This window comes from Cytobacillus praedii, from assembly GCF_001439605.1.
Lineage (GTDB): Bacteria > Bacillota > Bacilli > Bacillales > Cytobacillaceae > Cytobacillus > Cytobacillus praedii.
In genome coordinates, this window is sequence record NZ_LMBX01000009.1 from 150194 (window position 1) to 163041 (window position 12848).

Genomic DNA, 12848 nt, shown 5'->3' on the forward strand with positions numbered 1-12848 from the left:
AGGCTTTTATACATTAGTAATACCAAAATTTTTTCTAGTAAAGGAGATTCAATAAAATGGATAAAAAAAGAGTTGTTGTTACAGGAATTGGCGCTGTAACACCACTTGGAAATGACGTAGAAACAACTTGGAAAAATCTATTGGCTGGCGTATCTGGTGTAGGGCCGTTAACAAGGGTTAATGCGGATGAATATCCTGCTAAAGTGGCTGCGGAAGTTAAAGATTTCAATATTGAAGATTATATTGAGAAGAAAGATGCCCGCAAAATGGATCGCTTCACTCACTATGCGATTGCTGCTTCCTTGATGGCGGTAAAAGACGCAAATCTGTCGATCAATGATGAAAATGCCCATCGTGTTGGCGTTTGGATTGGATCAGGAATTGGCGGGATGGAAACCTTCGAAAATCAATTTGAAACGTTTCTAAATCGGGGGTATAGAAGGGTAAGTCCTTTCTTTGTTCCGATGATGATTCCGGATATGGCTACTGGCCAAGTATCGATTATATTAGGAGCAAAGGGATTTAATTCCTGTACTGTAACTGCTTGTGCGACAGGGACGAATTCAATTGGTGATGCATTCAAGGTCATTCAGCGTGGGGATGCGATTGCAATGATCACAGGAGGTGCAGAAGCACCGATAACAAGAATGTCTGTTGCAGGATTCTGTGCGAATACGGCATTATCTACAAATCCAGATCCAAAGACCGCAAGCCGGCCATTTGATAAAAATCGTGATGGATTTGTAATTGGTGAGGGAGCCGGAATCGTTGTACTCGAAGAATTAGAACATGCCTTAGCTCGCGGAGCTCATATTTATGCCGAAATCGTAGGTTATGGCGCAACTGGCGACGCCTACCATATTACAGCACCTGCACCAGCTGGAGAAGGTGGAGCAAGAGCGATGAAAATGGCAATTGATGATGCCGGGCTAAAACCGGAGGAAATTGACTATATCAATGCTCATGGGACGAGTACTGATTATAATGATAAATTTGAAACATTGGCTATTAAAGAAGTATTTGGTGAGCACGCATATAAGGTAGCGGTAAGCTCAACGAAATCGATGACTGGACACCTTCTGGGGGCAGCTGGTGGAATTGAAGCTATCTTCGCGGTCAAGGCAATACAGGATGGTGAAGTGCCCCCAACAATTAACTATGAAACACCTGATCCAGAGTGTGACTTAGATTATGTGCCGAACAAATCTAGGAAACAAGAAGTCAAAGCTGTTATTAGTAACTCCTTAGGTTTCGGCGGACACAATGCTACAATCGCTTTTAAAAAATATGAGTAATTATTTAAGACCAAATCACTTTGATTTGGTCTTTTTTAGTCTTTTTCGGTAAGAATTCCGCAAATGAAGAATATAATGATACACAGGAATTCGTGTTCAGTTTAGGTGCAATGTGCAAGAGGATTTCTCTCAATACCAATTAAACAAACGACTATCCAAATCATAAACTATATTTTAGCGGATATTCTGAAAAACGGCAGGTGAGAAGGTTGGGGTAGTTAGGACAGATGAATGGCTTGAGAAAGACTTTGATAATCCAGTGAAAATTTGCCAAGAGCTTTTGGAGACCTTTGGGGAAGAGATACCGGGTAATATTTATAATTACTTATTGAACTTTGGCATGTATAGACCTAATCGCAGGACGTATGAGGATTATAAAAAATTAAAAGAATTAAACTCCTGGAACACGGCAGAGAGGATTTACCAGGGGTATAGAAAAAAATGGAAGGGACCAAATGTTCAAATCTATATTTTTCCGGCGTCAGCGAATAACAGCCTATTCCATAAGAGAGAGGGGGAAAAATCTGGTGTAGCTTTCAAGGATAAGCTGTTTCTCTTCTTGCCTCCTCTAGAGGATAAAAAAGAAATCGAAGCATTATTAATTCATGAATACCACCATGTTTGCAGATTAAACAGGCAGAAAAAACAAATATTGGATTGTACTTTATTAGATTCAATCGTTTTGGAAGGACTTGCCGAGCATGCAGTAGCTGACTATTGCGGTGAAAGCTATCAGGCAAAATGGTGTCAATATTATACACAAGAAGAAATTAATACGTACTGGGAAAAGTTTTTGAGCAAAGAGCTTCATGTTACGAAGAATAAAAAGCTGCATGATGAAATCCTATATGGTTTTAAAGGGTATCCCAAAATGATTGGATATGCAGCAGGTTTTGAGATTGTTTCAAGGTATTGTGAGGATAAAAAACTTCGGATAGAAGATTCATTTAATTTGCCATCAGAGCAATTTCTTTTAGGGTTTCATTCATAGTTTCATCTTACCTATTGCTAATTTAGGAATAAATTTACTGTCTTTTGCCCATACTTATTGGTAAACATTTTGTAAAAGTGGGGGTTAAAAGATGTTATATCTTCATGACGTTTGGGTGAACTGGTTCGAAGGTGAAGAAAATGGTTATAATGTTTGCCACTTTCATGAATGGCGTAAAGATGATGGCGTAGAGCTGCTTGATCAAGTGCCGTTATTGAAAATTGATCCCATTTTATTTCATTACATTGAAAATGATTTATCAGAGCTTCCTCAGCAGCTTCTGGATGATATTTATCAAAAGGCGTATTTACGAAAAAACCATGAGCGAGTTCAATTGGAATATTGTTTTGTTGTATCAGATGGAATGGGGATTTTAGCAGTAGATACGATTGGTTACAATATTCCTATTCGTAAAAGCCGCCTTATTCCTCGACAAGAACAATTAGCATATGAAATGTTAGATAATCATGAAGCGATTTCTTATTCTTTCAATGATCAAAGAGCATTAAAGGATTTTCATATCCTATCTCCTTCACCAGAACTGATGAATGGCTTGACTAGAAAGGAAAGACAGCTGAAGCAATTACTGTTTATGGCACTTGATCAATTATATTCTTCTAAAAATGTTGCAGAGGTAAGATATTGGTTTACTGAATGGAGTCCGGAATATTATTCAGAAATTCAGCAGATGGATTTTGACCATGCATGGCTGCAATTATTTGAACAAAGTAAATATGGCTGGACAAACAAGCATGAAAAATTTTGTGAGAATCTAATTAAAGGCCAGCCATTCTTTGAAAAGCTTTGGGAAATGGAGCATGGGCCAAAGGTCAATTGAAAAATTGCAGAAAAAAATATGGATTATGAAGCTGATTCTTACAATAAGGATTGGCTTTTTTATGTTTAAAAGCAAGGCGAAATTCCGCAGTTTATTTTTCAAATGTTTTTGAGGTTTTAAATTTTCTGTAAATTTTTATATTGCAATAATTTAATAATTGTAATAATATTGAATTAATTATTAAGTTAACAAAAGATTACACCTTATCTAAAAATATGAAATATTGACTATTTTCACTAAACTCAACGGATGTCCGATTTAATTGGAACTTAAAAAGTATAAAAAAAGATATTTATAAGGGTGGATTACATTGAGTAAAGAGTTATTAAAAATTGAAAACTTAAAAACATCGTTTCGGATAAAAGATGATTATTATGCAGCAGTTGATGATGTATCACTTACTGTTAATAAAAATGAGCTGCTGGCAATTGTTGGGGAGTCAGGATGCGGAAAAAGCGCCTTAGCTTTTTCTATTATGGGACTTCATAGCAGAGCAACAATTGAAGGTAATATTTTATTTAAAGGAAAAAATATAGCCAATCTTCCTCCTAACGATATGAATAAATTCCGCGGGAAGGATATGGGAATGATCTTTCAGGATCCTCTAACAGCATTAAATCCTTTAATGATTATAGGAGATCAAATTGGAGAAACGCTGTTACTACATAATAAAAATCTTTCTGTTAATGGAAGGAAAGTAAAAGTAATAGAGTTATTAAAAAAGGTCGGAATTCCCCGTCCCGAATATACATATAATCAATTTCCACATCAATTATCTGGTGGGATGCGCCAAAGGGTTGTCATCGCAATGGCCATTGCCAATAATCCCGAGCTATTAATAGCTGATGAGCCAACTACAGCACTGGATGTAACGATTCAATCACAAATTCTTGATCTTATTAAAGTACTTAAAGAAGATAGCCATGCTGGAATCATCCTTATTACACATGACCTTGGGGTTGTTGCGGAGATGGCAGATCGTGTCGCAGTCATGTATGCTGGACAAATTGTTGAAATTGCGGATGTTTATACCATATTTGAAAATCCTCTTCATCCGTATACTAGATCGTTATTGAATTCTGTACCAAATTCAGATGAAACGAACTCGAGACTGCATGTTATTCAAGGGGTAGTGCCATCACTGCAGAATCTTCCGCGAGAAGGGTGCAGATTTAGCGATCGGATTCCTTGGGTAGATTCCTCATTCCATGAGAAAAATCCAGTTTTACATGAAGTAAGCCCAGGTCATTTTGTACGCTGCACATGCTATAAACACTTTTACTTCCCTCATGAAAGCAAGGAGGAAAAACAGAATGTCATTTCTTGAAGTTACAGATTTAAAGGTGCATTTTCCAGTTAAAGGCGGGCTGTTTGGCCGAACGGTTGGACATATCAAGGCAGTTGATGGAGTTTCCTTATCAATAGAGAAAGGAAAAACATATGGTCTTGTTGGAGAATCGGGCTCCGGGAAAACGACAACAGGACGGGCCATTATTGGATTAAATAATATCACCTCTGGAAAAATCACTTTTGAAGGGCGAGATATAACCAATATACGCAAGGTTAGTAAGGATATACGCAAGGATGTTCAAATGATCTTTCAGGATCCGTATTCATCATTAAATACGAAGAAGCGTGTCATTGACATTGTCGCTGAGCCAATCCGAAATTATGAAAAGCTAACAAAGGCTGAAGAAACAAAACGTGTTCAGGAACTAATGGAGCAGGTTGGACTTAGTCCAGAGAGTATTTATAAATATCCACATGAATTTTCAGGTGGGCAGCGCCAGCGTATTGGAATAGCAAGAGCTATTGCTCTTAAGCCTAAACTGATCATAGCGGATGAACCGGTTTCAGCTCTTGATGTTTCTGTACAGGCACAAGTTCTAAACTTTATGCAAGATATTCAGAAAGAGCTAGGTCTTACTTATCTTTTTATTAGTCATGATCTAGGTGTCATTAAACATATGTGCGACCGAATTGGAATTATGTATAAGGGGCGCTACGTTGAGGAAGGAAGCCCAGCAGATATATTTAATAACCCGCAGCACATATACACTAAACGTCTTGTGGCAGCGATACCGGATATTAATCCAAGAAATCGTGCTGAGCATATAAAATTCCGGCAAGAAGTCAGATCAGAATATGAGAAATCATACGATAAATACTTCAATAGTGAAGGACTTGCTTATATGCTGCAGCCAGTTTCTGAATCTCATTTAGTGGCTTTGCCTGAGAAAGGTTGAATAATATGTGGAAATTTACTGTACGAAGAATATTTGTAATGATCCCTCAAGTAATTTTATTAAGTGTCATCATCTTTATTTTGGCGAAAATGATGCCAGGTGATGCGCTGAGCGGGTTAATTGATCCAAATATCGACCCAGCGACAATAGAGGCTAAGAGAGAGGCTCTCGGGTTAAATAATCCATGGTATGTCCAGTATTGGGATTGGATCAAAAATGCAGTTCAAGGGGATTTAGGTCAATCCTTTCAATTTAAAATGCCGGTTTCTGAAATAATTGGTCAGAGGCTAACAAATACCTTCTGGCTTGCATTGTTAACTCTCATTATTACATATTTAATTGCGATTCCACTAGGAATAACTAGCGGAAGATTCAATGATACATGGGGAGATCGATTAATTACAGGCTACACTTATGTTGGTTTTGGGATGCCGTTATTTATCTTTGCATTAGTCATGCTTTGGATCTTTGGATTTAAACTTGGATGGTTCCCTTCAGGGGGAAGTGTGAAACCTGGACTAGATCCTGGTTCGTTTGAATATATTGTAAGTAAATTCAAACATATGCTGCTTCCTGCTTTATCAGCAGCTTTAATAGCTACAGTTGGTACTGTCCAATATTTGCGGAGTGAAATTATTGATATTAAACAAAAAGACTTTATCCAAACAGCAAGAGCAAAGGGGGCTTCTGAATCAAGAGTCTATAATCGGCATATCTTACGAAATTCATTGTTGCCTATTGCTGCCTTTTTCGGATATGAAATAACTGGGCTCATTGGCGGATCCATTTTTATCGAAAATATCTTTAGTTATCCAGGGATTGGTCAGCTATTTCTCGGATCAATTAATATACGAGATTACACCGTTGTTACTTCCTGTGTCCTATTATTTGGGATTGCTGCCATACTAGGTTCATTGCTTTCGGATATTATCTTAAGCATTGTTGACCCGCGTATTCGAATTAAATAAGTACTCTGACAGACTCTGAGGTGATTCAATTGGAAATCGAAACAAGTAAAAACCCTCTTCTGCTTAGTAAAGTGGAAGAACCTGCTAAAACCCCGTCAGGCTGGCGGATTATCTGGCGGGAGCTTGTCCGTGATAAAGTAGCTTTACTCTCGCTTATATTTCTAGTACTTATAACTGCATTTGTATATGGGATATCGTTATTTTTAGATCAAGAGGAAATCGTAACAGTTGATTTATTTGCGATACATCAGCCTCCATCAGCTGATTTTTGGCTTGGGACAGATTATGGCGGCAGAGATATTTTTGGCCAGCTGATTATTGGCACACGCAACTCTCTTTCAATCGGCATTTTAGTCACAGTGATGACTGGTCTAATTGGAATAATTTTTGGCATGGTTTCTGGTTATTTTGGCGGAGCAGTAGATAATATTATGATGCGAATCGTTGATTTCTTTATGATATTGCCATTTCTTATGATCGTTATTGTTTTTGTAGCGATTGTCCCGAAATATAGTATTCTCTCATTCTCATTAATTATGACTGCGTTTCTATGGATGGGAAAAGCAAGGCTCATTCGCTCTAAAACTCTGCAAGAAAGAGAACTAGATTATGTTCAAGCTTCGAAAACGCTAGGAAGCTCTAATTTTAGGATTTTGTTTACTCAAGTTTTGCCGAATTTAAGTTCAATTATTATTGTTGCGATGACTTTAAATTTGGCGGCAAATATTGGTTTGGAATCAGGCCTCTCCTTCCTGGGATTTGGTTTCCCTGAGAGCACTCCAAGCCTTGGAACACTAGTCAGCTATGCAAGAAACCCGCAAACATTGCAAGACAGATGGTGGATTTGGGTACCTGCATCACTACTTATTCTAGTATTGATGTTAAGTATAAATAACGTCGGACAGGCGTTAAAGCGTGCAACCGACGCAAGACAAAGAAGAGGATAAAAAGGGAGGTTAAATTGATGAAGAACAGAAGTTTCTTAAAGGCCCTGTTCGCAATAATGCTTGTACTTATGCTTGCATTAACAGCTTGCTCGAAAGAATCAAGCAAACCTGCTGATTCGGGTAAGACAGAGCAAAAGGGTGAAGAAAAAGAAGAAGGAAAGAATGAGGAAAAAGCAGAAAATAAAGATGGTTTATATTCTATCGAGGATTTCAACAATGTTAAGACAAATGAGGGGGAAGCAATTGAAGGTGGAAATTTCACTTTCGGTTTAGTTTCTGATACTCCATTTGAAGGTACTTTGAACTTTAACTTTTACTCTGGAGATCCAGATTTCCAAGTTCTTCAGTGGTTTGATGAAGGACTATTAACTTGGGATGCTAACTATGTTTATACAAATGATGGTGCAGCAACATATGAAACATCAGAAGATGGTAAAACCTTCACATTTAAAATTAAAGATAATGTCAATTGGCATGATGGCAAGCCAGTAACAGCTGAAGATTGGGCATTTGCGTTTGAAGTAATCGGAGATCCTAAATATGATGGTGTCCGTTACGGGTCAGACTTCTCAAACATCGTTGGGATGGAAGACTACCATAATGGAAAAGCGGATAAAATTTCTGGTATCGAAGTTGTAGATGAAAAAACATTGAAAATGACATTTATTGAGTCTACACCATCACTTTTAACTGGTAGTATTTGGACATATCCACTTGCAAAACATATCTTTGGGGATATGCCTGTAGATAAAATTTCTTCTTCTAAAGAAGTACGTGAAAAGCCAATTGGCTTTGGTCCATTTAAAGTAGATAGTATTGTTCCTGGCGAATCAGTAGTTTTATCTAGAAACGATGATTACTGGCGCGGCAAACCAAAGCTTGATAGCGTTACTGTAAAAGTTATCAATCCAAACGTTGTAGTTCAAGCTTTAGAAAAAGGGGAAGTTGATACTGTAAGTTCATTCCCAGTAGATCAATATCCAGCAAATGCTGAAATGTCAAATGTAGAGTTTTTAGGTACTATTGACCGTGCATACACGTATATTGGATTTAAATTAGGTACATGGGATAAAGAAAAGAAAGCAGTTAAAACAGATCCAAATGCAAAAATGGCAGATCCAAAATTACGTCAAGCAATGTGGCATGCAGTGGATAATAATGCTGTAGGTGATAAGTTCTACCATGGTCTTCGCTGGAATGCGACGACATTAATTCCGCCTTCACACCCGGAATTCCATGATGCAACAAATGAAGGCCGTAAATATGATCCTGAAACTGCTAAGAAATTATTAGACGAGGCTGGCTTTAAAGATGTTGATGGTGATGGAATGCGTGAAGATAAGAATGGCAAGCCATTAGTCATTAATTTTGCTTCAATGTCTGGTGGAGATACTGCAGAACCATTAGCACAATATTATATCCAAGCATGGAAAGCTGTAGGGCTTAATGTTCAGCTTTTAGATGGCCGCTTACAAGAATTTAATACATTCTATGATCGCGTTGGTCAAACTGGTGATGATGATCCAGCAGTTGATATTTATCAAGGTGCATGGGGTGTAGGTATCGACGTTGACCCTCGTGGATTATATGGCCAAGATGCTCTATTTAACTTTACACGCTATTCAAGTGCAGAAAATGATGCATTATTAGCAGATGGTGTATCTGAGAAAGCATTTGATGTAGACTATCGTAAAGAGGTTTACAAGAAATGGCAGCAATTTATGGTTGATGAAGTGCCTGTATTCCCAACGTTATACCGTGCTGTAGTTGTTCCAGTTAACAAGCGAGTTCAAAACTATGCAATTGGGGATGGAACAGGTATTTACCTTGGGGACATTGCTTTAACTCAAAAAGAAGAGTTACCAGCGAAATAAATAATGTAAAGGAAAAGACCCGTATCAACGGGTCTTTTCTAATTGGAAAACAATCATGATAGATAAATTAATGCTTGAATATAAATTACTTATCTTCTTTTACGTCCTAATCCCATCGCATTTTCCATCTTTTTCAGCATTTTATTTGCAACAGCCTGTGCTTTTTCTGCCCCGCGGTCAAGAATGTCATCAAGTTCGCTGGATTGCATAAGTTCTGTATATCTTTCTTGGATTGGCTTTATTTCATTAATAACAACTTCTGCTAAATCAGCTTTAAAATCTCCATACCCTTTACCTTCATACATTTGCTCAATCTCACTAATTTCTTTTCCAGAGAAAATTGAATAAATAGAAAGAAGATTAGTAACACCTGGTTTGTTTTCTTTATCATATTTTACAATGCCTTCCGAATCGGTAACCGCACTTTTTATTTTCTTTTCAATTTGCTTTAGATCATCCAACAAACGAATGGAAGCTTTCGTATTCGGATCAGATTTGCTCATTTTCTTTGTAGGTTCTTGCAGGGACATAATTCGTGCGCCTACTTTAGGAATACGGACATCAGGAATTGTAAAAATATCATTATATTTTTTATTAAATCTTTCTGCTAAATCACGTGTTAATTCGATATGCTGCTTTTGATCTTCGCCAACAGGAACAAGATCTGTATTATATAACAAAATATCTGCCACCATTAAAGGCGGGTATGTTAAAAGAGCAGCTGAAACAGCATCTTTGCCTGCAGACTTATCTTTAAATTGGGTCATTCTTTCAAGCTCACCGATATATGAAATACATTGCATCATCCATCCGGCTTGAGCATGAGCAGGAACCTCAGACTGAATAAAAAGGGTCGCCTTTTCAGGGTCAATCCCTACTGCTAAATATAGTGCAGCCAGACTGCGGATATTTTTTCTCAACTCTGCTTTGTCCTGAGGAACAGTGATGGCATGCTGGTCGACAATACAAAAATAACAATTATATTCATTTTGTAATTCAACGAATTGCTTAAGGGCACCTATATAATTACCAAGAGTAATGGTTCCGCTTGGCTGGATGCCAGAAAAAATAGTTTTCATAAATCTTCCTCCTTATTGTTGGCTGATAAAGGCAATAGCTGAATGGACAATCGGGTATGAGGCGATGTTGCTAAGTTATAAGTTAAACAGGGAAAATAGAAAATAAACACAAAAAAGACCATTCATCCCTAAAAAAATAGGGACGAATGGTCCGCGTTGCCACCCTAATTACTCAAATATTTGAGTCACTCGAAACCATGTATATGATATACATAGAACCCCTGTAACGTGAGGGTACGTCTTTGACAGAAGCTCAAAAGTCCATTCGATTTACTTGGTTGCTTGTTTGCACCAGCCACAAGCTCTCTAGAAACCAAAAATAAATGTACTACTCTTTATCATTGCCATTGCTTTTATTATATTAAGTGTAATATTATAGTAAATGGGTATGAAAATCAAGATTTTCAAGAAAAAATATTAGTAATTTTGTCACGAATTATGATTAGTTTTTAATAAATTATTATTCAACAATATGCAAAAAAACTCGAAAAATGACGAATTTAAAAATTTTTTTTAGGTCTATGAAACACTTATTTTATAAGTATTTTTCTAGAAATAGGAATACTAGATTGATATATAACAGAGAAAACCTACTTGCAATAAATTTTTAAACTATTTATAATAAACCTAACAAACGAATTCTTTACGAAATTGTTACAAGTTTTACGGAAAAATAACAACTCGAAATTTGGGGAATTTATTATAGTAGTATAAGAGTAAGTTTCCGCATGTTGAATAATATCTATAATATAGTATTTGAAAACAGGCGATAATAACCTACTTTATGAAATACTAGCAGATAGTCTGCTTATTTTTTCACTCTAAATTTCCAGACTATTTAAGTAATATACCCAGAGCGTACAGTTGTATTTCGTAGAGGAGATTTGTAGAGAACGTTTGGGTAAATATATATAGGGGGTTTCATCCGTGAAAAAAAGACTATCGATCTTTTTTAGTATGTTGCTAGTTCTTAGCATGTTCCTTGCGGCTTGTGGCGGCAAAGACGGTGCTGACAGCGGCGAAAAAGGCGGCGACAAAGACGCTGGAAAATCTGATGTTCCGCAAGAATTAAGTGTTAATATTAATACTGAACCACCTTCCTTACATCCAGGATTAGCGAAAGACGCTACTTCCGGTACAGTTCTTCGTCAAACATTCGAAGGTTTAACACGTATTGGTGAAGATGGACAACCTCATGAAGCAGCAGCAGAAAAAATTGACATTTCTGAAGACCAAAAAGTTTACACGTTTACTTTACGTGATGCTACATGGTCTAATGGTGACCCTGTAACAGCAAAGGATTTCGAATATGCTTGGAAATGGGCATTAGATCCAAACAACCAATCTGAGTATGCATATCAGCTTTACTATATTAAAGGCGCTGAAGATGCAAACCTTAACGGTGGATCAATTGATGATGTAGGTGTTGTTGCAAAAGATGACAAAACACTTGAAGTTACATTAGCAAACCCAACTCCATTCTTCTTAGAATTAACAGCATTCTATACTTACCTGCCAATCAACAGCAAAATTGCTGAAGCAAATCCTGATTGGGCAAACGATGCAGGTGAAAACTATACATCTAACGGTCCTTTCGTTATGACTGAATGGTCTCACAGCGACAAAATTCTTCTTGAAAAGAATGAAAAGTATTGGGATGCAGACACTGTAAAATTAACTAACATTGAAATGATTATGATTAACGATCCAAATACAGAATTATCTATGTTTGATAACGGAGAGCTTGATTGGGCTGGTGCACCAACTGGCGCACTTCCAACAGATGCAATGCAAGCGCTTAAAGATGAAGGCCGTTTAGTAACAAAATCAATTGCTGGTATTTACAACTATAAGTTCAATACAACTGAAGGTCCTACTGCAAACGCTAATATCCGTAAAGCTTTAGCACATGCAATCAACCGTCAAGAAGTAATTGATAATATTCTTCAAGGTGAGCAATTACCGGCAATGGGTATCGTACCGCCGTCTATGTTCCCTGAAAACGAAAAGGGATATTTCCCTGATAATGATGTTGAAGCTGCAAAAGAATTTTTACAAAAAGGTTTAGAAGAGCTTGGATATAAAGATCCTTCTGAGCTACCAGCTATCGTGCTTTCTTACAACACTTCAGAAGCACATCAAAAGATTGCTCAAGCAATTCAAGATATGTGGAAGAAAAACCTTGGTATCGAAGTTACTCTTGAAAACCAAGAGTGGGCTGTTTACCTAGATAAAGTACATTCTTTAGATTATCAAGTAGCTCGTATGGGCTGGTTAGGTGACTTTAACGACGCAATTAACTTCCTAGAAATGTACCGTGACGCTGATGGCGGTAACAACGATACAGGCTGGGAAAGCAAAGAATTCCAAGATTTACTTGCTACATCTGCAACTGAAGGCGATCATGATGCTCGTCAACAAATGTTAAAAGATGCTGAAGCAGTATTCATGGATGATATGCCAGTATTACCTATCTACTTCTATACAAACAACTGGGTACAAGCTGACAACTTAAAAGATGTAGTTGTTTCTGGTCTTGGTGATGTTCAGTACAAATGGGCACATTTTGAATAAACATAGCTAATAAACGAAAGGTATATGGGACACTAA

At 37.2% G+C, this 12848-nt stretch carries 10 protein-coding genes and 1 other annotated feature; of the genes, 9 read left to right on the forward strand and 1 reads right to left on the reverse strand.

The annotated features are described in order from the left end of the window. Window positions 1–56 precede the first annotated feature (56 nt). The 8 genes from fabF (at window position 57) to opp4A (ending at window position 9159) form a co-directional block, all read left to right on the forward strand. Complete coding sequence (fabF, locus tag ASU02_RS12010) at window positions 57–1295, forward strand: beta-ketoacyl-ACP synthase II (protein ID WP_057763861.1); 1239 nt, start codon at window positions 57–59, stop codon at window positions 1293–1295. A gap of 259 nt (window positions 1296–1554) precedes the next feature. After that, a complete protein-coding gene (locus tag ASU02_RS12015; RefSeq protein WP_057763862.1) occupies window positions 1555–2286 on the forward strand; it encodes a DUF2268 domain-containing protein in 732 nt (243 codons plus the stop codon). A 91-nt stretch (window positions 2287–2377) separates the two neighbouring features. Then, the gene (locus ASU02_RS12020) at window positions 2378–3124 is read left to right on the forward strand and encodes a YjbA family protein (RefSeq protein WP_057763864.1); all 747 of its coding nucleotides are present in this window, start codon (window positions 2378–2380) and stop codon (window positions 3122–3124) included. 310 nt (window positions 3125–3434) lie between these two features. Further along, window positions 3435–4451, forward strand: a complete 1017-nt coding sequence (locus ASU02_RS12025) for an ABC transporter ATP-binding protein (protein ID WP_057763866.1) — start codon at window positions 3435–3437, stop codon at window positions 4449–4451. Then, the gene (locus ASU02_RS12030; protein WP_057763868.1) at window positions 4438–5370 is read left to right on the forward strand and encodes an ABC transporter ATP-binding protein; all 933 of its coding nucleotides are present in this window, start codon (window positions 4438–4440) and stop codon (window positions 5368–5370) included. Before ASU02_RS12025 ends, ASU02_RS12030 begins: the two co-directional genes overlap by 14 nt. Before the next feature lie 5 nt (window positions 5371–5375). After that, window positions 5376–6338: an oligopeptide ABC transporter permease gene (gene opp4B, locus ASU02_RS12035; protein ID WP_057763870.1), complete on the forward strand. Its 963-nt coding sequence runs from the start codon at window positions 5376–5378 to the stop codon at window positions 6336–6338. Between the two features lie 35 nt (window positions 6339–6373). After that, window positions 6374–7285, forward strand: a complete 912-nt coding sequence (locus ASU02_RS12040; RefSeq protein WP_057763918.1) for an ABC transporter permease — start codon at window positions 6374–6376, stop codon at window positions 7283–7285. A gap of 17 nt (window positions 7286–7302) precedes the next feature. Then, complete coding sequence (gene opp4A / locus ASU02_RS12045; RefSeq protein WP_057763872.1) at window positions 7303–9159, forward strand: oligopeptide ABC transporter substrate-binding protein; 1857 nt, start codon at window positions 7303–7305, stop codon at window positions 9157–9159. A gap of 89 nt (window positions 9160–9248) precedes the next feature. On the opposite strand, the gene trpS is transcribed toward opp4A, so the two are convergent. Further along, window positions 9249–10238 (reverse strand): tryptophan--tRNA ligase, encoded by a 990-nt coding sequence (gene trpS, locus ASU02_RS12050; protein ID WP_057763874.1) that lies wholly within the window; start codon window positions 10236–10238, stop codon window positions 9249–9251. Window positions 10239–10373: 135 nt separating this feature from the next. Then, window positions 10374–10589: a binding site (T-box leader), on the reverse strand. 576 nt (window positions 10590–11165) lie between these two features. Here trpS and ASU02_RS12055 point away from each other — a divergent pair. Further along, complete coding sequence (locus ASU02_RS12055) at window positions 11166–12812, forward strand: peptide ABC transporter substrate-binding protein (RefSeq protein ID WP_057763875.1); 1647 nt, start codon at window positions 11166–11168, stop codon at window positions 12810–12812. Window positions 12813–12848: the final 36 nt, after the last annotated feature.

Excerpts from the sequence above, each read along its gene's own strand:
- ASU02_RS12030 (WP_057763868.1), top strand. The coding sequence starts at position 4,438 with ATGTCATTTCTTGAAGTTACAGATTTAAAGGTGCATTTTCCAGTTAAA.
- fabF (WP_057763861.1), top strand. The coding sequence starts at position 57 with ATGGATAAAAAAAGAGTTGTTGTTACAGGAATTGGCGCTGTAACACCA.
- opp4A (WP_057763872.1), top strand. The coding sequence starts at position 7,303 with ATGAAGAACAGAAGTTTCTTAAAGGCCCTGTTCGCAATAATGCTTGTA.
- opp4B (WP_057763870.1), top strand. The coding sequence starts at position 5,376 with ATGTGGAAATTTACTGTACGAAGAATATTTGTAATGATCCCTCAAGTA.
- ASU02_RS12020 (WP_057763864.1), top strand. The coding sequence starts at position 2,378 with ATGTTATATCTTCATGACGTTTGGGTGAACTGGTTCGAAGGTGAAGAA.
- trpS (WP_057763874.1), bottom strand. The coding sequence starts at position 10,238 with ATGAAAACTATTTTTTCTGGCATCCAGCCAAGCGGAACCATTACTCTT.